Consider the following 24,251-nt stretch of genomic DNA (forward strand, 5'->3'; position numbering starts at 1 on the left):
ACCGTAACCTGACTTAGTGTTAGGTTTCTAACTCCAAGCTTATGACTCAAATGGAATTTTAATATGAATATTATAAATAAAACTTTACTTGCAATTTCACTTACCAGTATTGCTTCATTCTCTGTCTACGCAGATACCGTCATACGGATTGCTCACGATAGCCAGCCAGGTTCTCCTTTAGACAAGGCCTTTACAAGCTTTGAAAAAGACCTTGAGAAAACTTCTAATGGCACTATTGACGTTGAACTTTATGGTGCTGGCCAACTGGGAGGAGTTAGAGAAACGGCTGAAATGGTACAAGAAAATAATTTACAAATGACTACAGCTGCATCTGTTTTACTTTCTCCCATCATTCCTGAGTTTAGTGTTCTAGATACATTTTATATGTTTGATGATCGAGAGCATGCTCACCGAGTTTTAGACAGTGAAGCAGGCCAAGCCTTACTTAACGCAATGGATAAAAAAGGATACCATGGTTTAGGCTACCCTGAACTAGGCTTCCGTAGCTTCACAAATAACGATCACCCATTAAAAACTGTTAAAGACTTTGAAGGCTTAAAAATTCGTTCTGCAGCTAATCCAAGTCAAATAGCAGCATGGAAAGCAATAGGTCTTTCACCCATTCCACTTGCTTGGGGGGAAATATACACATCTTTACAACAAGGTTTAATTGATGGACAAGAAAGTGCCATTGACTCTATCTACACGCAACGATTTTACGAAGTTCAAAAATACCTATCTTTAACTGATCATATGTATAGTAATCATGTTTTATTCACTAACAATGAATTCTGGTCATCACTATCAGATAAAGATAAAAATTTAATTAATGCTTCAATAAAGAAATTCATTAAAAATCAAAGAGATTTAGCTGGACAACAAAACGAAGACACCCTAGATATCCTTAAGAAAGCAGGAGTCATCTTTAACACCGTCAGTCCAGAGGTCCGTGCAAAACTAAAATCTTCATTAAACTCTGCAATTTATGAAGAGATTAAGCAAAAAACAGGTACAGAACTATATAATTTAGTTATCAAAGCAACTAAAGAACTTCGTTAATTTAATTGGAGGCGGGTAGCTATATACCCGCATTATCACATGATAAAAAGAATCTTCCACTTACTGGATAAGTATTTTGAACCATCAATCATAGTCTCATTCACATTTCTTTTGTTTTCATTCATATTCGCAGAAATAATTTTAAGACCATTTGGCATATCATTGGCATGGTCGGGTGAAGCAGCAAGATACCTATTTGTTTGGATTGTTTATCTAGGTATTAGTTATGCGATCCGGGATGGCAGACATATAAGAGTCCTTTCTCTTGTTAAATTATTTCCAATTAAGGTTCAGTTGTTCCTCAACCTTTTTAGTAATTTAGTTTTTTTATCTTATCAAGGCATTGTATTTTTTTACGCTATAAAAATAACAGAAAAAAGTTATCGGCTGGGGCAACTTGCTCCGGCAATGGAAATACCACTTGCTGTATTATATAGCTGCTTAATTATGAGTGCATTTCTGTCCATCATTCGTCTCTCATATAATATAAAGTTAGATTTTAAAAACTTATTTTCAAAAAAAGATTCATCTTCTATCGAGAATGTAAAGCATAAGGTTATCACATGACTTCTTTCATATTGTTTTTCTCATTTGCATTACTTGTGGCCGTTGGTGTTCCTATCGGCATGGCACTTGGCTCTGCTAGTATTTTATCTATATTAAATTTGCCATTTTTAAGCATCAACTTTTATACCCAAGGATTGGTTTCAGGTCTTGATTCTTTTCCACTGATTGCAATTTTATTATTTACTCTAGCCGCTAATATAATGAGCCATGGCGGAATATCAGGGCGGTTATTAGCACTTTGCCAATCAGTTTTTGGACACCTTACCGGTGGACTGGGCGTTGTTGCTATTACCTCATGTATATTCTTCGCTTCAATTTCTGGAACAGGCTCAGCGACTGTTGCAGCAATAGGCTTAACGATGATCCCAATGATGGTAAAGAATGGCTATGACAAAGCCTATTCTGGCGCAATGATCGCAACTGCCGGTGGAATAGGTGTCATCATTCCACCGAGTGTGGTGATGATTGTTTATGCGATTGTGTCTGGTCAATCCGTCTCTAAAATGTTTATGGCGGGCGTTATACCAGGCATCCTCGTTGGTTTATTTCTATTAGGTTATAATTATATTCAGTCTAAAAAGCACTCTTATAAGGGGTTAGATAATAAAGCTACATGGAATGAACGATGGAATGCATTTAAATATGCTAAAGAGGCGTTATTACTCCCTGTAATTATTTTAGGAGGTATTTATAGTGGCTTATTTACACCAACTGAATCAGCAGCTGTTGCTGTTGCTTACGGGATAGTATTAAGCATGCTCTACTATAAAGAATTAACATTAAAAGGCTTAGCAAAAATAACCCTTGAATCAGCGTTATTAGTTGCAACGGTACTGGTTATTGTTGGTGCATCGGTATCTTTCGGCCGTATACTGACCATTGAAAGAATTCCATTAATGATCACTGATTTTATTCTTAATCTCACTGACAATAAAATTCTTATATTACTTGCCATCAATATTTTACTGTTAATTATTGGTACATTTTTAGAAACCCTAGCTGCAATTGTAATACTCACACCAATATTATTACCTGTTGTGACATCTGTCGGAATGGATCCTGTCCACTTTGGTATTGTTATGGTGGTGAACTTAGCGATTGGGTTTGTCACGCCACCATTAGGTGCAAACTTATTCATGGCATCGCAAGTCGGAAAAATACCATTTGAAGATTTATCCAGAGCAGTTTTAGGTTGGATAATGACGATGATTGCAGCACTTTTATTAATCACTTTCATACCAGGTATTTCTTTATGGTTACCGAATATAATGTCGTAATATAAGCATTACCTTTAATGAAAGCTATTGAGTGAAAATGGCACTTAAGGCCTATTTTATAGACACATTAATTTTCAATAATAAGACCGCTATAGAGCTAGAGGCAATACTGCTAGCTCTATAGCTTAATTATAAAAAAACAAGAGTACTATTGATACACGATGGAAAGTACCCTACTAAGTTAATGAGTAAGGTATTCGACTGCTTATTTTTGTTGCTCCACTGTGCATCACCAAATATGCGATAAAGGAATTTTTGCTTAGCTTGTTCTATACCACGCAGAGCGCTTTCGATTGCAGCACCTACGCTAGTAATTGTTGCACGAACACCTTGCCAATGGCAGACTTTAGAGATTTCAAAAAGGTGCATTTTTGGCAATGCTGCGTAAATATTTATCATCCTCTAACTCTTCAAGTGCTAGGTGCTCTTCTCCCCTTTAACAAAGCTTTGATCAATATAAAGCAGTTTATTCTCTAAATCGACTTTGCCCCAGTGCAAAGCATCAATTTCACCGGTACGCAGTCCTGTAAAAAGTACTGTGTGATCAGGTTTAAAATCATCAGGAGCGACTTTAATTAATTTTTCCACCTCCCCTTAAGGAGAATGGATTTACTTCTGTACGCGGTGTTTTTAATTTTTTCCGAGGCGAGGTAAACTCCTATCGATCAGCGGCTTCATTAAGCAGCATTCTTAATGGCATAATAAGATGATTGATGCGTGAAGCAGATACTGTTTTTTAGTTCGACTCTGAACTTTTGCGAGGGTATCTCGGACCGTTAGGATATCTTGTTTTGTGATAGCGCTGCTCTTCATTTGTCCAAATGCAGACAGAATATGCAGCTCTAAAATCTCCTCAATAGATTCTTTATGACTTTTACGCCATTCGACCTCTTTTTCATTAAAGCAAATATCGGATAATTCTGAAGTTGTCATATATGTAATATCCATCATCCAATTTCCTAATAACTTGATTTGCATACAGAAGACTTTTTTGAAGTGTCATTTATCAAAAATATTGGGAGAAAAACGCTTAAAAATGAGTGATTTTTCTCGTAATACTGGAATTAATTCAGATACTCTTAGAGGTATATTTAATGAAACAGCAACAAGAGTTGAATTAAATATGGTTGAAACGCTAGATGAATATTTAAAAATTGAAGAGGGGGATCTTTATGAACTTGCGAAGAAAAATATAGAAGGAAAAATAGAAGATTAGGATTTTAAGTGCTTCAATTCCGGCACCGTTTTTTTATGCTCAAAAACGGATTGGACAGCATCCAGTCACCGAAATTATTTTAGGAAGGCTAAAACGCAAAAATCAACCCTATAGGTTGATTTTGAGATTCTTATTACTAAGAATAATTGGAGCGGGCAGCGGGAATCGAACCCGCATTATCAGCTTGGAAGGCTGGAGTAATAGCCATTATACGATGCCCGCATAATATTTTAAATTTTATTCTAAATAGCAAAAAACAATGCCAGGCATTGTAATTTACGTTGCAATGCATAAATGCGCTGCGTTTCACAATGTGGCGTTGTGAAATAAATATGGTGGAGGGGGACGGATTCGAACCATCGAAGCTTTCGCGGCAGATTTACAATCTGCTCCCTTTGGCCACTCGGGAACCCCTCCTAGACTTAAATGGTGCCGACTACCGGAATCGAACTGGTGACCTACTGATTACAAGTCAGTTGCTCTACCAACTGAGCTAAGTCGGCTCCGTCTAAGTGGTGCGAATAATAGAGAAGTTGGGCAAGGCTTGCAAGCCTTTCTTGGAAATACTTGGCATTTATTGACTGTTTGCTTAAAAAAAAATCAACAATGCCTGTTTTCGTTTACTAATCAAACAACCATCTGTTTTTAGGTCCGTTTGATTTTATGGTGACGCAATACAATTTTTAGTTTTTGCACTCAACTATTTAAAATAAGGGCTTAGTTTGCCAAACGCAGGGAAATCTCTCCGCCGATAAACTCTTTAACTTGTCCCTCTATCTCCAATAACAGGGCACCCTGAGTATTAACACCGCGGCAGATGCCCGTGGTGACGGTATCTGCAATCAGTAAGTTGACCTTTTTATCTAAAAAACAATCTAATTCAAACCAGCGGGGTAAATAGGGTGTTAAACCGAATTTTTCATAACGGGGTAATAAATATTGCAGCTCTTTAATTAAAGTTGCACTTAATTCGTTTCTATCCACGCCCGTCGGCATTAATGCATTTAAATCTGCCCAGGGTTGGCTTATTAATTTCGCCTGCTCAGGCGGCATTTTAATATTAATGCCGATACCTATCACGCAGTGGCAAGCAGCTGTTGCCTGAGCATTTAGCTCAATTAGAATACCCGCCAATTTTTTGCCCTGATAATAAATATCGTTTGGCCATTTTAATGAAACACCCTGGATGCCCATTTTTTCCAGAGTATTAACCACGGCGATCCCGACCAGCAAACTCAGCCCCGAGATTTTATCCAGACCAGAATCGAAATACCAATAAAATGAAAAATACAGATGCGAAGCAAAGGGTGAAACCCAGGTACGGCCTCGCCTTCCCCTTCCTGCTAACTGATATTCAGCAATACAGGTTTGCCCATTTTCTAAATTAGGAATTTGATCTAATAAAATTTGATTTGTTGAATCAACAATTTGCTCAACTTTTATATTGTCATACCCGCAAAGTTGGCGAATTTTCTGCTCATTTAATAATTTGATCAGCGTTGCACTTTGATAACCGCGTCCGGGGACTTTATAAATATCCACACCAATCCCCTGTAACCCTTTGATATAGTTATTGACTGAAGTGCGTGAAACACCTAAACGTTCCCCTATTTTTTCACCCGAATGAAACTCACCATCGGCAAGTAACGTTAAGAGAAGATTACCCTGTTCATTCAGTTCCGACATTTGTTAACCGCCTTCGTTAAGTTGCTCTCGCCCATCGCGCAGATAAAGCGCACTTCGTGCTCTAAGTTTATATTAAATTTTTCTTTGACGGTTGTCCGCACCAAATTCGCCAATTGAATAACATCTGCAGCGCAGGCGTTGTTTTGATTAATTAACACTAATGCTTGCTGCTGATGCACAGCTGCACCGCCAATATGAGCCCCTTTCAGATTGGCCTGCTCGATAAGCCACCCCGCCGCTAACTTCACTTGTCCATCCGCCTGCGGGTAATGGGGCATGTGCGGATATAAAGCCAGTAACTGTGCGGAGTGTTGCGCTGTTACTAATGGATTTTTAAAGAAACTGCCGGCATTACCCAACTTGGCCGGATCGGGTAATTTTTCACTGCGAATTTGACACACAGAAGCAAAAATCTGTTTTGCACTCGGTTTTTGAGCCGGTTCGGCTGCATTTTTCAGGCGACCATATTGATTATGCGCCTGCCAGTCCTTAGTTAATTTAAGGGATACGCTGGTGATTAATGCATCCTGCATTTTTAGTGTTTTAAAAATACTGTCGCGATAGGCAAATAAACACTCTTTGGCGCTCAAACGCTGTAATGATCCCGAATTCAAATCAAGATATTCAACCGACTCACAAAAATCTTTAAATTCGGTGCCATAGGCACCGATATTTTGCACCGGTGCAGCGCCAACAACCCCAGGAATCAAGGCTAAGTTTTCCAGTCCATCGATGCCTTTATCAATACAGTCGGCCACTAACTGATGCCAGTTTTCTCCCGCTGCGACCTTCAATAAATAACTATCAGCAGATTCAGTTACATCGACTCCCGACAAATCAACTTTGATCACTAAGCCTGAAAAATCTTCACAGAATAATATATTACTGCCGCCACCTAAAATTAAGACCGGTTTATTTTGGGCACGGGTGGTTTTTACTAAATCTAACAGTTCGGGAATCTGTTTAAGATTGTTAAAATGAAATAATAGCTGTGCGTTAACATCAATAGAAAAAGTATTAAAATCCTTGAGAGAAGTATTAGTTTCGATCATCATTATCCCGCTATGTGAAGTGTAAACCCTGTACTGCAGATTCAGGCATCAGCATCTTCAGGCCGTTTAGGTATTTTCACTGAGTTTACCTTATCCCTAACCTGCAAACAAAATGCTCCGGCGACAATAATAACCCCGGGGAGAGCTGAGCGGGTGAAAACATTTAATGACAGCCTGGTTTGGTGCTGCCACTCCGATAAAACGCCTGCCCGTTATTCACAAAAATGGCGTTACGAATCTGTTATCCGATTAATTAGAGGCTGATATCAATAAATTAATCAAAAAGATAAAGCAATGATTGGTAACCCTGCTCGGCCATATCTTCAAGTTTAATAAACCGCAGTGAGGCAGAATTGATACAATAACGTAATCCACCGGGCGCCGGGCCATCGTCAAAGACATGCCCCAGATGTGAATCTGCAACAGTACTGCGCACTTCCGTTCGCGTTGCAAATAATTGTGTATCAACCTTTTCTACCACTTTGCTGGGTTGCATGGGTTGGGTAAAACTAGGCCATCCGCAGTGTGCATCAAATTTATCTAGCGAGCTAAACAGAGGCTCTCCGGAAACAATATCAACATAAATTCCGGCGGCTTGATTATCCCAGTAGGCATTTTCAAAAGGCGGCTCGGTAGCATCCTGCTGAGTGACCCGATACTGAACGTCATTTAATTGTGTTCGTAATTTCTGCTCATCTGGTTTTTTATATTCAGTCATTTTTTTACCTTTATTATCATTATTGTCATTATTTAGACCCAAATTACTTTTAGCGATACGGATCAAATAATATCAAAACTCAAGCTGGATTTGTAAACTTATTGTTAAGAACTGCTTGACGAATATAATAAAAAACGGTATTAATTTAACTTCCAATATAGATAAACTAATTTTTGAGATTAAGCGATGAAAGCGTTCAGCCCTATCCTGCTATCCTTACTCCTGATGCCAAATGCGTACGGGTGCTCGGCGGCTGAATAAAATCAGTTAAATCTTCAAAAAACCCGTGCCATGCGCGGGTTTTTTTATATCCGCGATAAATACACAATATTAATAAAAAGAGGGATGTTTTATGTCCGATCAAGTAATAATTTTCGACACTACACTTCGTGATGGAGAGCAGGCATTAAGTGCTAGCCTGACCGTTAAAGAAAAACTACAGATCGCATTTGCTCTCGAACGTTTAGGTGTTGATGTGATGGAGGTTGGTTTTCCTATCTCTTCTCCCGGTGATTTTGAGTCTGTGCAAACCATTGCCAGAGAAATTAAAAATAGCCGGGTCTGTGGATTATCTCGCGCATTGCCAAAAGATATCGATGCAGCATGGAATGCATTAAAGGGGGCGGATGCCTTCCGTATCCATACTTTTATTTCTACTTCCACCATCCATGTAGAAAATAAATTAAAACGTACCTTTGATGCGGTATTGGAGATGGGTATTAATGCGGTAAAACATGCGCGTAACTATACCGATGATGTTGAGTTTTCCTGCGAAGATGCAGGTCGTACCCCAATCGATAATTTATGCCGGATCGTTGAGGAAGCCATTAAGGCGGGCGCAACCACCATTAACATTCCGGATACCGTAGGTTATACCTACCCGAGTGAATTTGGCGGCATTATCAAAACCTTATTTAATCGCGTACCTAATATAGATCAAGCCATTATTTCGGTGCATTGTCATGACGATTTGGGTATGTCCGTGGCCAACTCTATTACCGCAGTTGAAAATGGGGCGCGTCAAATTGAATGTACTATGAATGGCCTCGGTGAACGTGCAGGGAACTGCTCACTTGAAGAAGTGGCTATGATTTTACAGACTCGCAAAGATAAATTGGGATTTACCACCAACATCAATCCCATGGAAATTTCGCGTACCAGTCAACTGGTCAGCCAACTTTGTAATATGCCCATTCAAGCAAACAAAGCAATTGTCGGTGCTAATGCGTTTTCACACTCCTCGGGTATTCACCAGGATGGTGTTCTAAAATCACAGAATACCTATGAGATTATGACCCCTGAAAGTGTCGGCATTTCAACCAACAAGTTGAACTTAACGTCACGCTCCGGCCGCCATGTTATCCAGCATCGCATGCAGGAATTAGGCTACCGTGATACAGACTATGACCTGGAACAGTTGTATGCTAGCTTTGTCGAATTAGCAGATAAAAAAGGGCAAGTCTTCGATTATGATTTAGAAGCCTTAATGTTCTTTAATAAAGTCGATTCGGATCCGCAGTACTACAGACTGGAAAGCATTAATGTGCAGTCCGGTTCAGGGTTAGTTGCGACGGCGACCATTGTGATGAGTCTTGGTGAGGATAAAAAAGTAGTTGAAGCAGCCACCGGTAACGGGCCTATTGATGCCGCATACCAGTGTCTAATGCGCATCTCGGGTTTAGACATTAACATGGATGATTACCATATTAATGCTAAAGGTGCCGGTAAAGACGCTCTTGGCCAGGTCGATATTGTCGCCACCTACAAAGGGCAGAAATTTCACGGTTTAGGCTTATCGACGGATATCGTAGAATCATCTACCAAAGCGATGGTGCATGTCATGAATCATATCCATCTGGCAAAAGCCGTTGCCATCGAGAAAAAACAACTTATTAATACGGAGCAAGTTTAAACTAACCTTGCAGCTAAGTTGCAAATTCATAAGGTAACCTATGGGTTGCCTTTTTTTATTTCTATGAGTAATAACAGCATGAAAATTATCGTTATACCCGTTACTCCCTATGAACAAAACTGCAGTCTGATTATTTGTGAGGAAACGAAAATAGCCGCCATAGTTGATCCCGGTGGAGATCCGTTGCACATTTTAAATGTAGTTGAAAAACAAGGTGTGAAAGTTGATAAAATCATATTAACTCATGGTCATTTAGATCATGTCGGTGGCACTCAGGCCGTTGCCGGTAAATTGAATGTGCCGGTAATCGGCCCGGAAAAGGAAGATTTATTCTGGTTAGATCAATTAGAAGCGCAAAGTCAGCGTTTTGGTTTACCCGCAACGGAAAGTTTTTCTCCGACGCGCTGGTTGACAGAGGGAGAGGTGCTTAACGTCGGTAGAATAAAACTAAAAGTACTGCATATTCCGGGTCATACACCCGGTCATATCGCCCTGTATGATAAGCAAAGCAAACAGGTTATTGTTGGCGATATTTTATTTAACGGCGGCATTGGTCGTTTTGATTTCCCCCGCGGCAATCGCTCCCAGCTTATCAGCGGCATTAAAGAGAAATTATTAACACTGCCGCCTGAAACAAGGGTTTATCCGGGCCATGGCCCCACTACTACTATTGGTAAAGAGAAAGCAAGCAATCCTTTTTTACGTTTGTAAAAGAGAGGGCTTGCCAGATTTTCTTTTTTTTAATCAGGCATTGTCCACTTTGTAAGGCGAATTAATCTTTTCATTTTTTATGTAAATGAGTATTATTTACAATTAAAACACCCGAGTGCAAACATACAGATGTATATACCCAAATTATTTGAAGATGCAAGAATCAGCAAGACGATAAATGATGAAATTCTAGGCAGAAGGCTGATGATCTCGTTATTCTAAATCGACGCTTTCTAACAACGAAGATCGTCGTTTATCGCCTTGCCCTTCGGGAGATTCGCCCGAAAACTAGCACTGCGTTGTAACACTTGAGAAGGGAATAACCATTTAAGATGTAAATGGTTGCATTTACATCTCCCGCGAGAGGATTAACGCAGTTAATCGCTCGAAAGGTCATGTTACGCCTTGTTCTAGCATTCGAGCGAAACTCTGCATCGGCAAGTAGTTTGGGTATAAGTGCATTTTATTTTTATAACACCAATCAATATAATTAATTCGCCTGAAATAACACCGTAAAATCAATAATAAAAAGATAACGGTTAACAGGATTGATTGGATATTTATGTCGATTGGCAGCATTATTTTTTTAGGAGTAACAATGAGTTCTCATGGTAAATGGTCCTGGCTACACAGCCCTATAACAGGTGGTATTCTTTTAATTATTGCAGCAACAACTGCACTGTTCTGGGCAAATTTAGCCCCTACACTCTACCATCACGCTTGGCATGATTCCCTATTCACGGTTTCTTCGGGATTTAGCGCCACCATCTACTCGATTAATCTCCATCAGATTGTAAACGAATTTTTGATGGCGATTTTCTTCTTTTTCATTGGCTTAGAAATGAAACGTGAACTGTTAGATGATGACCTTTCCAGTTTTAAAAAAGCCGCTTTACCCTTGTTTTCTGCCCTAGGGGGCGTTGTTTTTCCCGCCAGTATTTATTACTTTTTCAATATGGGGACCGATACCGTTAATGGCTGGGGTATTCCAATGGCTACGGATATTGCCTTTGCATTAGGTGTGCTGGCAATGGTGGGGAGTCGTGTACCTCTTTCTTTAAAGGTCTTCCTGTCAGCATTGGCGATCGGTGATGATTTAATGGCCGTCTTGGTTATTGCTATCTTTTATACCGAACAAATCTTTGTTAATGAACTGCTGGTTGGTTTCTTCGGATTAATTATTCTGGCGGTCGCCAATAAAATGGGCGTACGCAACCGCTTAGTTTATTACTCTATTGGTTTAATCATTGTCTGGATCAGCTTTTTGGCTTCCGGCGTCCATGCGACTATTGCCGGCGTTGCCGTCGCCTTTACCATCCCTTCACGCAGGGAAATTTCCATGGGTAATTATTTAGTTCGGACTCGAGAATTACTTGGTGGCCTGGAAAAGGAACGCCACAGTAAAACCGATGTGTTAACTAAACATGCTATCGCCTCTTTACGCGAAATCAAAGTATTAAGCTATCAGGCGTCGAACCCCTTACAACTTAAAGAGGAAGCACTACACCCTATTTCAGCCCTGTTTATTGTGCCATTGTTCGCACTGGGTAATGCCGGTGTTATTGTTGATAACAGCATGCTGGAACAATTAACTAACCCTATTGTATTAGGCATTGCAGCGGGTCTTATTATTGGTAAACCCCTCGGTATTTTCCTGTTCGCCAAGTTTCTGACCATTATGAAATTGGGACAACTCCCCGAGGGTGTCACCTGGACACATATTATCGGTGCGGGTTTCCTCGCGGGTATGGGCTTTACTATGTCTTTATTTATTACCGATCTGGCATTCTCTAATCCGGAGCAGCAGATCATCGCTAAAGTTGCAGTGCTGTTAGCATCAATCATATCGGGTATTTTAGGTTACGTGATTTTGATCAGCGTCCCGTCTATTAAAAAAGACAATAAATTACATATTTAGAAATTGTCTAATGAGTCAAAGCCTGCGACTTTCGCGGGCTTTTTTACAACAGGAATTTTTTATGAACGCAGATCAGAAATACTTAAAAAGAATGAAAGCCATTAAAGAAAAACAAGATCAAAAAATCGCAGCTGCGGATCAGGAACGCGGTATCACCATTTTACTGGCAGGACCGGGTAAAGGTAAAAGCAGCTCCGCTTTTGGTATGTTAGCGCGCTCCCTAGGGCACGGTCATAAAGTGGCCGTGGTACAGTTTTTAAAGGGTGCAATGTCGACCGGAGAAGAGATGTTTTTTAGTCAGCAGGATAATGTTGATTGGTACGCTATGGGAGATGGTTTTACCTGGGAGACGCAAAATAAAGAGCAGGATATTGCCAGTGCAAAAAAAGCCTGGGCTAAAGCCGAAGCTTTATTAGCCGACGACCGTTACCAATTGGTTATTCTTGATGAAATCACCTATATGTTCAAATTTAACTATTTAGATCTCCAGCCAACTTTGGAAGCGCTGAAAAATCGCCCTGAAAAAATGAATGTCATTTTAACCGGCCGAGGTCCTAAGCAGGAGTTAATTGATGCGGTGGATACCTATAGCCATATTTTAGATGAAAAGCATGCTTTTAAAGCGGGCGTAAAAGCACAGCCCGGGATTGAATGGTAGAAGCATTGAGCTGCGAGCTACGGGTCACGAGTCACGAGCTCGAAGCTCGAAGCTCGAAGCTCGAAGCTCGAAGCTCGAAGCCCGAAGCTCGAAGCTCGAATGCTTATTCTATGCCAGAATGGCGTAATAAAGCATCAATATTGGGTTCACGGCCCATAAAGTTTTTAAACAGTTCCATTGGGTCGGAACTGCCACCTTTTTCTAAAATCGCCTGAAGAAATTCACGACCCGTTTCCTGATCAAAAATACCGAACTCTTCAAAGCGGGAAAAGGCATCTGCGGATAAAACTTCTGCCCATTTATAACTGTAATAACCTGCCGCGTAACCGCCCGCAAATATATGGCTAAAACCATGCTGGAAACGGTTAAAGGATGGCGGTCTAATAACGGCCACCTGATCGCGCACATCACTCAAGACTTTTTCAGCCTGCGAGCCTTTCTCCGGCTGGTATTGATGATGTAATACAAAATCAAATAAAGAGAACTCTATCTGACGCAGCATCATTAATGCCCCGTTGTAGTTTTTAGCGGCTAACATTTTATCAAGCAACTCCTTTGGCAGAGTTTCACCTGTTTTCACATGCCCGGAAATTAAGGCTAATGCTTGTGGTTCCCAGCACCAATTTTCTAAAAACTGACTCGGTAACTCTACCGCGTCCCAGGGCACCCCATTAACGCCAGATACCGAAGCAGACTCGATTTTGGTTAGCATATGGTGGAGACCATGACCAAACTCATGAAACAGGGTAATGACTTCATCATGAGTAAATAACGCCGGTTGGTCACCGATCGGTTTATTAAAATTACAGGTCAAATAGGCCACGGGTAATTGCAGCTCTCCATTGACTAAACGGCGGCGTACCCGGCAATCGTTCATCCATGCACCACCTCGTTTATGGGCACGTGCATAGAGATCCAGATAAAAGTTACCCAGGTGAGTTTGCTGTTGATCGTAGATAGCAAAAAAGCGTACATCCGCATGCCAGGTATCAACCCCGGGAATCTCCTTGATAGTTAATCCAAAGAGACGGTGAACAACTTCAAACAAACCTTTCACTACATTATTTTCAGGGAAATAAGGACGCAGCGCCTCATCGGAAATAGCATACTTCTGCTGCTTTAGACGTTCGGCATAATAACTTAAATCCCAAGACTCTAAATGCTCAATCCCGTCTAACCCTTTAGCAAAGGCCAATACCTGGTCGCGCTCTCGCTCCCCCTGAGGATAGGATTTTTCAGCAAGCTCGGTTAAAAAATTAATAACCTGCAGTGGTTTTTCCGCCATTTTAGTGGCTAAACTGTATTCAGCGAAGTTCTCAAAACCTAATAATAAAGACAATTCGTGACGCAGCGCTAATATTTTTTCAATAATATCTGAATTATCAAACTCACCGGCATGCGGACCTTGATCAGATGCGCGCGTTGCAAAAGCCTGGTAGACCTCCTGGCGTAATGCACGATTTTTCGCATAGGTCATTACCGGCAAATAACTTGGAAAATCCAAGGTTAATAAATAACCCTGCTGCTCTTTTTCCTGAGCTGCTTGTTGCGCAGCGGCTAAGGCACTTTCAGGTAAACCGTCTAATTCCTTAACATCGGAAATTAATTTACTCCAGGCTAGTGTCGCATCCATGACATTGTTACTAAACTGGGATTGCAACTGCGAAAGTTGTTGGCTGATCTCACCATAACGTCGTTTTTTATCTTCAGGCAAAGCAATACCCGATAATTTAAAATCACGCAGGGCATTATTAATCACCTTCTGCTGTTCCTCTTTTAAATTCTCAAATTCATCACTTTCTGAAATACTGAGGTAGGCATCATAGAGACCTTGATGTTGCCCCACAAAAGTTCCGTATTCAGCAAACAAAGGTACGCAGGCATCATGTGCCTGACGGAGCAAATCATTACTGACAACCGCATTCATGTGTCCAATCGGTGACCATAACTTGCCGAGATGATCATCCGCTTCATCCAATACATTAACAAAATTATCCCAGGTGAAATGCGTTAAGCTGTGCAGTTTCTCTTCGATTAGCGCCTTATTATCCGCGATCGCTTCGGTCACAGCGGGTACTATCTGATCGGGTGTTATTTGGCTAAATAAAGGCAAACCATCTGTTTGCTTGATACTTGATATTTCAGAATTATTCATAGCAGTCTTCTATATAAAGAAAAAATTACGGCTTTATATGCAAACGACTTAAAGATCCAGTCTTCAAGTAATTTGGATATAGATTATTATAAAGAGATAGGGGCATTTGATGAAGAAATCAAGCCTTCGCTAATAGAGATTCAAGGTTCACTTTTGCAGAGGTCATTATCGGTATGAGTATTGCCGATCTATTATCGGCAATGTTTTATCGGTGATAGGCTAGCGAGGCGCTTTACCTAAGGTGGAGCATGGCTTAAATGCTGACCTCGTTTAAGGCTAAAGCTGGGGCTTCGCCCTGTGCATACCAAGATGTCACTTTTTGCTCTAACATCTCCAGACCAATCCCTTTTAAGGAGGAAAATAACTCCACCTGCACATCACCTTCAAAGTTTTTAGCTTCTTCACGCATTTTCAACAAGGTTGTTTTACGTGCACCCTGCTTTAATTTATCAGCTTTAGTTAATAAAGCTAACACCGGAATATCAGCATCAATTGCCCAATAAATCAATTGCTGGTCAAGCTCTTTGAAGGGTTGACGAATATCCATTAAAACAACTAAACCTTTTAATGATTCACGTTCCTGTAAATATTCCCCTAAGGATTTTTGCCATTTCAACTTCATTGCCAGCGGTACTTTAGCAAAACCATATCCCGGTAAATCAATTAAACGCTTGCCCTCTTCAATCTCAAAAACATTGATCAATTGGGTACGACCAGGTGTTTTACTGGTACGTGCTAAGCCTTTCTGACGAGTCAATCGGTTAAGCGCACTGGATTTACCTGCGTTGGAACGCCCGGCAAATGCAATTTCAATACCGCTTTCAGGCGGTAAGTGCTTATCTAAATGACGAATATCCGGCGCACTGATTAAGAAATGCGCTTTTTGAAAATGTATTTTTTGAAATTCCAAGATATGCCTCGTTATGCCATGTAGCAAAATTGTTACTTGTATTAAATTTGGTGTAAACTACTGTTTGGGCGGATTATAGCATGCTTAAACATATACCCAAATCATTTGCAAACGCGGAAATCAGAAAAAAATAGAACACTTAAACAACGCTAAATGACGTTTATACAACAACAAGGATAGTTATCTCTCGTTTTTCCCTATTGTCACTAAACAGTTAAGCTAACTGACGTTACAATATCGACAGCTAAGGTTATCGCTAGGGTTGAGTGACGGATTCTGATTTGCAAATGGTTTTGGCCAATACATATTTTTAATAAAAAATGGACAGTTATGAATAAATTATTAATAGCATTAGTTGCGGTACTGAGCTTCTCCAGCTTTGTACAAGCACAAGGAAATATTGAAGCAGGTAAAGTAAAGTCTGCAGCATGTGCCGCTTGCCATGGTGCTGATGGAAATAGCCCATCAAATCTATATCCCAAATTAGCGGGGCAGCATGCACCATATTTAGAAAAACAATTGCAGCAGTTTAAAAATGGCGAAAGAGCAAATGCAATAATGATGGGCATGGCCGGTGCGCTTTCAGCGCAAGATATGCAGGATCTGGCAGCCTATTATGCAAGCAAGACAATGACGCCTGTAACAGTTTCATCTGAGATCGTTGCAGCAGGGGAAAAACTTTATATGGGTGGCGCTTCAGAACGGAAAATGGCTGCGTGCACCGCTTGTCACGGACCGCGTGGCAATGGTCTGGAGCTTGCTAAATTTCCTAAAATTTCCAGTCAACATCCCGCTTATATAAAAGCACAGCTTGAAAGCTTCCGCAGCAAAGAGCGCGCTAATTCACCGAACGGCATGATGTCCGATGTGGCGGCTAAATTAAGTGACGCGGATATCGAGTTACTTTCTAAGTACATTTCAGCATTACATTAAGCACAATAGCTTAGATCAATAGCGATACCCAATCTACCTCAAGATGTATTAATATCTCGAGATAGATTGGGTATAAAAGCATTTATATCTCTTTATCCCCCCTAGAAACGCTTTTTCTATCTGCTTTTTAAACACGATAATATCTGTTATTCTGCGTACATATTAATACCCTATTTAAACACCCTATAAAAAATAACAGCTAAAGGTAAATTGGCATGTCACGTACTAAAAAAACTCGCACCGCAGGCAATTCAGACGCAAAATTTGATGGCCAACGAAAAGAATCCTCTTCACAATCGCAGGAGTCTCGTGAAAATAAACGTCAGTCTAAATTAAAAGGCAATAAAGCCGGCGCCCGTAATGCGATAGCCCCAAAACAACAACAAAATGCCCAAAAAGGCATCAATGATAAACGTCTCGGCAGCCAAAAAGCGGTGCCTTTAATGAGGCCGACTCCAGAAGTACCTGCCGACGTTGCCAAAGTAACTGCCAAGCCAAAAGCCAAAGTTGTAAAAAGCCCGGCTGAAGTAAAAACACCAGCGGAAGTAAAACAAGCGCCTGAACAAGAGATCGTTGAAATTGAGAATGATCAACGCCTCAATGAACTGCTTGAACAACTTGATAATGGGGAACAGATTTCGAAAACGGATCAATCTTGGATTGATAAACAGATGCTGCGTCATCAACAGTTGATGAAACAGCTCGGTTGGTTAGACGAAAAAGGTGAAGAAGATCTTCTCCAGCAATTTGAAGACGCAGGCTCTGCGTTAAATGAATTTAAATAAAAATACCCAAAGAACTAAAAAGATGATCACCCTTGCTGGTTAAAATCATCCCTAACTGCGTTGTGAGTGTTGAAGAGAAAACAACGATCTTCTGCAACTCACGCTTTGTTAGTCTGATTTGTCCTGCGCAATCACTTCATTAATTCTTATGGTATAACGGGAGATTATAATGCAATTCGATGTTTTATTAGCAATATTTTTGGTTGTCATCATTATTGGCTTAGCTTTTTACGTCGGCATTTTGCTTAACAAGATCAAAGTGCAAAAGGCTAATCAGCTGAAAATGGTCGCTGAGCAACAAAAGCAACAAGCTGCCTCAAAACAACAACGAAATGACACTATTTGCGAAAGTATCCGTGTCATTGCGCTCGCGACAGCGCAACAACAGTGTAATGTTTCTGAAGCGGCAATCCGCCTGACTGTCCTGCTGGAAACTTTATTGCTCAAGCAACCCATTGACATGATGACTCGCTACCCCGCTATATCTGAGATGTTTGATCAAGTAAAAGATATGCCAACCCACGATCAGCGTAAAAAAGTGCCGGCTAAAGAGCTCAAAGCATTGGATAAAAAACGCGAAAAAGTGGAATCTAAACTTGAACAACAAATAATGATAGAAGCACAACAACTCGCCAATTTCTCAGTATCACAATAAAGGCTAAAACATGGATAAGTTCATTTGGGATCAAGCATTAATCGAAAAATATAATTACAGTGGACCAAGATACACTTCTTATCCTACGGCCTTAGAGTTTGACCAAGCTTTTACTTATCAGGAGTCCATTGCGGCAACTGACGTTTATCCCGAGCGAGCGCTTTCTCTGTATATCCATATTCCGTTTTGTCATAAAATTTGTTATTTTTGTGGTTGTAATAAAATAATTACACGTCATCAGGGAAAAGCAGATATTTATCTCGATTATTTAGAAAAAGAGATCAGACAACAAGCACCCCACTTTAAAAATCGTCATGTCAGTCAGTTACATTGGGGCGGCGGAACACCAACCTTTTTATTACCCGCTCAAATCACACGTTTAATGACCATTCTTCGTGAAAACTTTAGCTTTAACCCGAATGCGGAATTAAGTATTGAAGTCGATCCGCGTGAAATTGAATTAAGCACGATAGATCACCTTGCTAAAGAGGGTTTTAATCGTCTCAGCCTTGGTGTACAAGATTTTAACAAAGAAGTGCAAAAGGCGGTCAACCGCGATCAAGACGAAGACTTTATTGTTGCGTTATTAAAGCGCGCTAAAGAGCAAGGTTTTCAATCAACAAATCTGGATATGATCTACGGCTTGCCACTGCAGACAAAAGAAAGTTTTGCGCATACTCTAGAAAAAATAGTCGAGCTTGATCCCGCGCGTTTATCTATTTTCAATTACGCTCACATGCCGAGTATTTTTCCGGCACAGCGTAAAATCAATGAAGATGATATGCCCAGCCCCGCTGAAAAGCTGGACATTCTACAATATACCATTGAATTTTTAACTCAGGCGGGTTATCAGTTCATCGGGATGGACCATTTTGCAAAGCCAAGCGATGAACTGGCTATCGCACAACAAAAAGATGTTTTGCATCGTAACTTTCAAGGCTACACCACCCAGGAAGATGCCGACCTTTTAGGGATGGGCGTGTCAGCGATCAGTCAAATTGGTCATAGTTATTCACAAAACCAGAAAAAACTTTCCACCTATTACAAACAAATTGAACAATCAGGACATGCGCAATGGCGTGGTGTTGGGTTGAATGAAGATGATTTAATCCGTCGGGAAGTGATTAAAAAACTGATTTGCAACTTTAAGTTAGATATCCCTGAGATAGAGAAAAGTTTCAATTTGAAATTTACAGATTATTTTGCTGAAGACATTAAATTATTACAATGTTTTATTGATGATAAGCTTATTGAAATAACCGCTGACAGCATAATAGTCCAAGCCAAAGGACGATTACTGATTCGTAATATCTGTATGTGTTTTGATATTTATTTACGTAACAAGGCACGTCAGCAGCAGTTTTCTCGTGTTATCTGACCCTATTATTGGCAACTATTATATCGGCATTATGTCCGGTACCAGTCTGGATGCGATTGATGTGGCCATTGCCCAACGCACCCGGAATGGTTTTGTACAAATTGCAGCGGCAGCACCCGCGTTGAATAATAAGTTACGCCAACAAATTTTAACTATCTGCCAGGATAAAAAAGTTGAACTGCAAACACTGGGAGAAGTTGATTTTCAATTTGCCAGTGCCTGCGCACAAGTGGTTAATCAACTGCTCAAAGACAGCGGACTTAGTGCCGCGCAGATCGAGGCAATTGGCAGTCACGGGCAGACTATTTTTCACTCCCCAGACGGCGCTTGTCCTTTTACCCAGCAAATAGGAGATGCCAATTTAATTGCCGCTAAAACGGGCATTACCTGTGTTGCCGATTTCAGGCGTATGGATATGGCCTATGGTGGACAAGGTGCGCCTTTAGTACCTGCTTTTCATCAGGCATTATTTGCAAAAGCCGGGGAAAATAGGGTTATCCTTAATATTGGTGGTATTGCTAATATTAGTATTCTCGAATCTGATAAAAAAGTATTAGGTTATGATACCGGTCCAGGTAATAGCTTAATGGATGCCTGGTGTGAGAAAGTAAATGGAGAGTCCTATGATAAAGATGGGGAATTTGCCTTCCAAGGTGAGGTTTTACCGGACTTATTAAAGTTGTTACTCAGCGAACAATACTTTAGCCAATCTCCACCTAAGAGTACGGGGCGGGAAAAATTCAACCTGCTTTGGTTAGAACGGCAATTAGCTCAACTTGATAGCGGTTCAAATTCGAATGCGGATATTCAACGTACTTTGTTAGAGCTCAGTGCTGTCTCGATCAGCGACCAGATTCAAGAAAATAGCGTTGCATGTGCAGTCTTTGTTTGCGGAGGGGGATCATTGAATTCCCTGTTAATGCAACGCTTACAAGCCTTAATGCCGGACTACCGGGTCTGCGATACAAGGGCTTTGAATATTGACCCGATGTTTGTCGAAGCGATCGCTTTCGCCTGGCTTGCCGAACAACGTCTATTAGAAAATACAATCCCACTAAAAGCCGTAACGGGTGCCCGGCGGAATGCACTATTGGGCTGTGTATACCTACCCTAATATTATTTGCTAACACTTCATTTATGCCTCGTATTTTCCAAGAGTAAAGCTCCGCGAGTCTTTGAAACCGTTACCAATGATTTTCACTTCCATCAAACCTCTCAGCAGAGAATTGCAATTCCCTGTGAACTTGAAGCATTAACCCGGCAAATACAGCAGGACAAGGTACTAATACCAAAAGAACTAAAAAGGTGATCACCCTTGCTGGTTAAAATCATTGCTCACTTAATTAATTATTTTGGTATAACTTAGGGTATCGTTTTGAGCAGTTAGCCAAATGTTGAAGATAAAACACGGGTTGGTGTGTGTCTTGATGCCTGCCACGTATTTACAGTAGGTTATGATCGGTGCAGCCGGCAAGCCTTTTTACAGCCTTTGCAAATATCCTTGGCTTTGAGTTTCTAACTGCCATGCACATTAATGATAGCAAGGCAGCACTGCTTCCTTAGGTGTAGGGGAAATGGGTTGATATTGATTATGCAGGACAGCCGATTTGATAATATCCCATTGCTGTTAGCAACAACCCATTCCAATATTTGCTCGCAAGAAATACAGCAATTGAAAAAATAGACATAATTTACGGCAGATTAATAGTTCTCTTATTGACAGATAATGACCACAAGTTATATTTTATCTCTTGCAAACTGTGTTTATTATTATAATAATAAATTGCAGCTTGAATCACGGCAACATATTGTGCAATGCAGGATTGATCTTTATGTTATTGTTCTATATAAAAACTACTAATACTTAATTCTTGAACAACCATCATGGCACACTCAGTGAGTTATAAAAGGAAAAAGATGTCCATATTTCAAACACTTAAAGATCTTACTGAATCTTACCTTTCGGCAGAGCAATGTGCATTTATTGAACGTGCCTATCGCTTTGCTTATCTTGCCCATGAAGGTGTTAAGCGTGCCAGTGGCGAACCTTATATTACCCATCCCGTTGCTGTTGCTGAGATTCTGGCAGAGATGCACCTTGATCATGAAGCAATAGCAGCTGCTTTACTGCATGATGTTCTGGAAGATACCGATGCAACCCACAAAGAACTCGCAGATGCATTTAATAGCAGTGTGGCGGAGCTCGTTGAAGGGGTAACCAAGTTAGATAAAGTAAACTTTAGAAACCACAAAGAAGCGCAAGCCGAAAATATCCGAAAAATGCTGATCGCAATGTCCAAAGATTTTCGCGTGATGTTGATTAAACTTGCGGATCGTGTCCATAACATGCGCACTTTAGGTTCACTGCGACCAGATAAACGCCGTCGTATCGCCCAGGAAACATTTGAAATATTTACACCGATCGCCGACCGATTAGGTCTTCATAATCTCAAAAACGAATTAGAGCATTTAGCCTTTAAAGCACAAAATAGGGCACGTTATAATGTCTTAAAAGAGGCAATTAACAAAGCCCAGAAGAATCGTAAAGACTTTATCCAAAATATTTGTGCTGAGATTGCAGATAAACTGCAAACCCTGCCGATGGAAGCAAAAGTAATTGGCCGCCAAAAAGATCTTTATAGTTTATATACAAAAATGCGTCAAAAAGGCTGCCAGTTTCATGATGTGATGGATGTCTATGCTTTTCGAATTATAGTCAAAGACCTTGATAGTTGTTATCGGGCGTTAGGCCAGGTACACCATCTTTATCAGCCTAAATTGGGCCACTTTAAAGATTATATCGCAATCCCCAAAGCCAATAGTTATCAGTCAATACATACTACCCTGCTCACTCATCATGGCGTAAATATTGAAATTCAAATTCGTACTGAAGATATGGATGAAGTGGCTAAGTATGGCATAGCGGCACACTGGGGTTATAAAGAGGGCAGTAATAATAATAATATGACAGCGCAGTTACAAACCCGCAACTGGTTCCAGGGCTTGTCTGATCAAGAAGACCATACAACTAATTCAGTTTTAATGTTAGAAAATATAAAACAAGAGTTGGGAAAAAATGAAATACATGTTTTGACCCCGCAGGGTAAGATCATTGTCTTGCCGGCACATGCAACTCCCGTTGATTTTGCCTATGCACTGCACACCAAAATAGGTCACAGATGTATCGGTACAAGAGTGGATAACGAATTTGCCCTGCTGAGTAATAAATTGGAAAGCGGACAAACCATTGAGATAATCACATCGGATGAAGAACATCCCTGTGGCGATTGGTTAAATTTTGTTGCCACCCATAAAGCCCGCCTCAATATTCGCCAGTACCTGAAACAACTACCTCAGGAACATACGGTGCCAGAAGGCAGACGTTTATTAAAACAGGCACTCGGTACTACCAATTTAACCGATATTCCGCAGGAAAATATCGACAAACTCCTTGCCGATCATCGTCTCAATGATTTTGACAGTTTATTAAATGAAATAGGCAGCGGTAAATTGATGAGCATTATTGTTGCCCGCCGTTTGCGTGGCAATGCAGCTGAATTAACGGAATCTGAGCTCAAACAACAGAATCGAAGAAGTGCTATCAAAGGCACAGAAGGTATGATGGTTTCCTATGCAAAATGCTGCAAACCCTTACCGGGCGATGCCGTTATTGCACATACCAGTCCAGGCAAAGGATTGGTTGTTCATGCCAAGCATTGCCATAATGTTGCTGGCTTTGAAGGTGAACTGGACAAATATATTCCTGTTGAGTGGGACATGAATGTCATGAATCAGTTTGAATACTCTACTGACCTGATAGTCATGATGATTAACCATAAAGCGGGCCTTGCCGAGCTATTTAACCTGATTTCCAAATGTAATGCGAATGTTGTTGAGATACAAACAACGGAATTACCCGATCATCTCTATTCGATAAATTTAACCCTAGTGGTTATTAACCGGATTCATTTGTCCAAAGTAATGCGTCAAATTAAAAAACTATCCAGTGTGAAAAGCGTCAAACGCAGTAATCAAAAAGACAGATCAAAAAGGCAAATTAATTGAAATTTTTTAAACTGCTTTCGCTATTATTCATCTCATTAGCACTGTTCGCCTGCAGCGTAGAAACAGCTGACAGCATGTCATCGAAAAACATCACATCGGAAAACAGGGTGTCGCAAAATATAACAATCCCACAGATACAAAAAAAATGGCAATTAGAGAGCATTGACGGCACGCCTGTTAGCGCGGAAATAAACTCAACCTTAGCGGTCGATGCACAGGGACAGGCAACCGGAAGACTTGCCTGCAATCACTTTTTTGGCAGGTTGGCATTAAAAGATAACATGCTTAAGATTGAGCAGATGGGCAGCACACGCATGCTTTGTGCCGGGATAATGAATCGGGTGGAAATGATCGTTTCCAGTGTGTTAAATAACGGCTCAGAAATTAGCTTAACGAAGAATAGATTATCTCTTGCAGGTAAGAAGCACAGCCTTATCTATCGCGCTGACAGGTAGATTTTTGTAATAACATGCAGCTCTTAACCTGACTGGCTTCGCACAAGTCCCACTAAACGGAAAAAAGACGCTTTAGCAGAGCCGGAATTGAATCTCTTAACCTGACTGGCTTCGCACAAGTCCCACTAAACGGGAAAAAGA

General features: G+C 40.6%; 23 protein-coding genes and 3 tRNA genes. 15 read left to right on the plus strand and 11 right to left on the minus strand.

Annotated elements, in window-relative coordinates:
* Window positions 1-63: 63 nt before the first annotated feature.
* From CXF72_RS12170 to CXF72_RS12180, 3 genes are read left to right on the plus strand one after another with little or no spacing between them, the layout of a single operon-like run.
* On the plus strand, window positions 64-1,059 hold the full coding sequence (locus tag CXF72_RS12170) for a TRAP transporter substrate-binding protein (RefSeq protein WP_101039285.1): 996 nt from the start codon (window positions 64-66) through the stop codon (window positions 1,057-1,059).
* A 39-nt stretch (window positions 1,060-1,098) separates the two neighbouring features.
* Window positions 1,099-1,626 (plus strand): TRAP transporter small permease, encoded by a 528-nt coding sequence (locus CXF72_RS12175; RefSeq protein ID WP_101039286.1) that lies wholly within the window; start codon window positions 1,099-1,101, stop codon window positions 1,624-1,626.
* Window positions 1,623-2,903 (plus strand): TRAP transporter large permease, encoded by a 1,281-nt coding sequence (locus tag CXF72_RS12180; protein ID WP_101039287.1) that lies wholly within the window; start codon window positions 1,623-1,625, stop codon window positions 2,901-2,903. The genes CXF72_RS12175 and CXF72_RS12180 overlap by 4 nt, the downstream gene beginning before the upstream one ends.
* A 129-nt stretch (window positions 2,904-3,032) precedes the next feature.
* On the opposite strand, the gene CXF72_RS12185 is transcribed toward CXF72_RS12180, so the two are convergent.
* From CXF72_RS12185 to CXF72_RS12190, 3 genes are all read right to left on the minus strand, one after another.
* Complete coding sequence (locus CXF72_RS12185; protein WP_101039288.1) at window positions 3,033-3,302, minus strand: hypothetical protein; 270 nt, start codon at window positions 3,300-3,302, stop codon at window positions 3,033-3,035.
* Window positions 3,303-3,320: 18 nt separating this feature from the next.
* Window positions 3,321-3,491 (minus strand): hypothetical protein, encoded by a 171-nt coding sequence (locus tag CXF72_RS19370; protein ID WP_157823250.1) that lies wholly within the window; start codon window positions 3,489-3,491, stop codon window positions 3,321-3,323.
* 102 nt (window positions 3,492-3,593) lie between these two features.
* Window positions 3,594-3,854 carry a hypothetical protein gene (locus CXF72_RS12190; protein WP_101039289.1) on the minus strand — a complete coding sequence of 87 codons (261 nt, stop codon included), beginning with the start codon at window positions 3,852-3,854 and terminating at the stop codon, window positions 3,594-3,596.
* A gap of 40 nt (window positions 3,855-3,894) precedes the next feature.
* Between CXF72_RS12190 and CXF72_RS12195 the strand changes: the two genes are divergently transcribed.
* Entirely contained in the window at window positions 3,895-4,119 is a 225-nt protein-coding gene (locus CXF72_RS12195) for a helix-turn-helix domain-containing protein (protein ID WP_232784974.1), read from the plus strand.
* A gap of 147 nt (window positions 4,120-4,266) precedes the next feature.
* On the opposite strand, the gene CXF72_RS12200 is transcribed toward CXF72_RS12195, so the two are convergent.
* The 6 genes from CXF72_RS12200 to msrB all read right to left on the minus strand — a co-directional run bounded on the left by CXF72_RS12200 (window position 4,267) and on the right by msrB (window position 7,575).
* Window positions 4,267-4,341: transfer RNA gene (locus tag CXF72_RS12200), tRNA-Gly, on the minus strand.
* A 111-nt stretch (window positions 4,342-4,452) separates the two neighbouring features.
* Window positions 4,453-4,536: transfer RNA gene (locus tag CXF72_RS12205), tRNA-Tyr, on the minus strand.
* Between the two features lie 10 nt (window positions 4,537-4,546).
* Window positions 4,547-4,622 (minus strand) — tRNA-Thr (locus tag CXF72_RS12210).
* Between the two features lie 214 nt (window positions 4,623-4,836).
* Window positions 4,837-5,805 carry a bifunctional biotin--[acetyl-CoA-carboxylase] ligase/biotin operon repressor BirA gene (gene birA, locus CXF72_RS12215; RefSeq protein WP_101039291.1) on the minus strand — a complete coding sequence of 323 codons (969 nt, stop codon included), beginning with the start codon at window positions 5,803-5,805 and terminating at the stop codon, window positions 4,837-4,839.
* Complete coding sequence (gene murB / locus CXF72_RS12220; RefSeq protein ID WP_101039307.1) at window positions 5,793-6,857, minus strand: UDP-N-acetylmuramate dehydrogenase; 1,065 nt, start codon at window positions 6,855-6,857, stop codon at window positions 5,793-5,795. The genes birA and murB overlap by 13 nt, the downstream gene beginning before the upstream one ends.
* Window positions 6,858-7,131: 274 nt before the next feature.
* The gene (msrB, locus tag CXF72_RS12225) at window positions 7,132-7,575 is read right to left on the minus strand and encodes a peptide-methionine (R)-S-oxide reductase MsrB (RefSeq protein WP_101039292.1); all 444 of its coding nucleotides are present in this window, start codon (window positions 7,573-7,575) and stop codon (window positions 7,132-7,134) included.
* A gap of 352 nt (window positions 7,576-7,927) precedes the next feature.
* Between msrB and leuA the strand changes: the two genes are divergently transcribed.
* From leuA to cobO, 4 genes are all read left to right on the plus strand, one after another.
* Window positions 7,928-9,487, plus strand: coding sequence for a 2-isopropylmalate synthase (gene leuA / locus CXF72_RS12230; RefSeq protein ID WP_101039293.1), 1,560 nt, complete (start codon window positions 7,928-7,930; stop codon window positions 9,485-9,487).
* Between the two features lie 78 nt (window positions 9,488-9,565).
* Entirely contained in the window at window positions 9,566-10,198 is a 633-nt protein-coding gene (locus CXF72_RS12235; protein WP_157823251.1) for an MBL fold metallo-hydrolase, read from the plus strand.
* Between the two features lie 598 nt (window positions 10,199-10,796).
* Window positions 10,797-12,116, plus strand: coding sequence for a Na+/H+ antiporter NhaA (nhaA, locus tag CXF72_RS12240; RefSeq protein ID WP_101039295.1), 1,320 nt, complete (start codon window positions 10,797-10,799; stop codon window positions 12,114-12,116).
* A 61-nt stretch (window positions 12,117-12,177) separates the two neighbouring features.
* Window positions 12,178-12,774, plus strand: a complete 597-nt coding sequence (gene cobO, locus CXF72_RS12245) for a cob(I)yrinic acid a,c-diamide adenosyltransferase (RefSeq protein ID WP_101039296.1) — start codon at window positions 12,178-12,180, stop codon at window positions 12,772-12,774.
* 103 nt (window positions 12,775-12,877) lie between these two features.
* On the opposite strand, the gene prlC is transcribed toward cobO, so the two are convergent.
* Window positions 12,878-14,929 (minus strand): oligopeptidase A, encoded by a 2,052-nt coding sequence (prlC, locus tag CXF72_RS12250; RefSeq protein WP_101039297.1) that lies wholly within the window; start codon window positions 14,927-14,929, stop codon window positions 12,878-12,880.
* A gap of 253 nt (window positions 14,930-15,182) precedes the next feature.
* Window positions 15,183-15,839 carry a ribosome biogenesis GTP-binding protein YihA/YsxC gene (yihA, locus tag CXF72_RS12255; RefSeq protein WP_101039298.1) on the minus strand — a complete coding sequence of 219 codons (657 nt, stop codon included), beginning with the start codon at window positions 15,837-15,839 and terminating at the stop codon, window positions 15,183-15,185.
* Window positions 15,840-16,169: 330 nt separating this feature from the next.
* Here yihA and CXF72_RS12260 point away from each other — a divergent pair, with 330 nt between their 5' ends.
* The 7 genes from CXF72_RS12260 to CXF72_RS12295 all read left to right on the plus strand — a co-directional run bounded on the left by CXF72_RS12260 (window position 16,170) and on the right by CXF72_RS12295 (window position 24,110).
* Complete coding sequence (locus tag CXF72_RS12260; protein WP_101039299.1) at window positions 16,170-16,772, plus strand: c-type cytochrome; 603 nt, start codon at window positions 16,170-16,172, stop codon at window positions 16,770-16,772.
* A 215-nt stretch (window positions 16,773-16,987) separates the two neighbouring features.
* Complete coding sequence (gene yihI / locus CXF72_RS12265; RefSeq protein WP_101039300.1) at window positions 16,988-17,557, plus strand: Der GTPase-activating protein YihI; 570 nt, start codon at window positions 16,988-16,990, stop codon at window positions 17,555-17,557.
* A 169-nt stretch (window positions 17,558-17,726) separates the two neighbouring features.
* Window positions 17,727-18,212, plus strand: a complete 486-nt coding sequence (locus CXF72_RS12270) for a DUF2489 domain-containing protein (protein WP_101039301.1) — start codon at window positions 17,727-17,729, stop codon at window positions 18,210-18,212.
* A 10-nt stretch (window positions 18,213-18,222) separates the two neighbouring features.
* A complete protein-coding gene (hemN, locus tag CXF72_RS12275; RefSeq protein ID WP_101039302.1) occupies window positions 18,223-19,590 on the plus strand; it encodes an oxygen-independent coproporphyrinogen III oxidase in 1,368 nt (455 codons plus the stop codon).
* Entirely contained in the window at window positions 19,580-20,704 is a 1,125-nt protein-coding gene (locus CXF72_RS12280; protein ID WP_101039303.1) for an anhydro-N-acetylmuramic acid kinase, read from the plus strand. The genes hemN and CXF72_RS12280 overlap by 11 nt, the downstream gene beginning before the upstream one ends.
* An 803-nt stretch (window positions 20,705-21,507) precedes the next feature.
* Entirely contained in the window at window positions 21,508-23,655 is a 2,148-nt protein-coding gene (locus tag CXF72_RS12290; protein ID WP_101039304.1) for a RelA/SpoT family protein, read from the plus strand.
* The gene (locus CXF72_RS12295; protein WP_101039305.1) at window positions 23,652-24,110 is read left to right on the plus strand and encodes an META domain-containing protein; all 459 of its coding nucleotides are present in this window, start codon (window positions 23,652-23,654) and stop codon (window positions 24,108-24,110) included. Before CXF72_RS12290 ends, CXF72_RS12295 begins: the two co-directional genes overlap by 4 nt.
* The last annotated feature ends 141 nt before the right edge of the window (window positions 24,111-24,251 follow it).

Source organism: Psychromonas sp. MB-3u-54, from assembly GCF_002836415.1.
GTDB lineage: Bacteria > Pseudomonadota > Gammaproteobacteria > Enterobacterales > Psychromonadaceae > Psychromonas.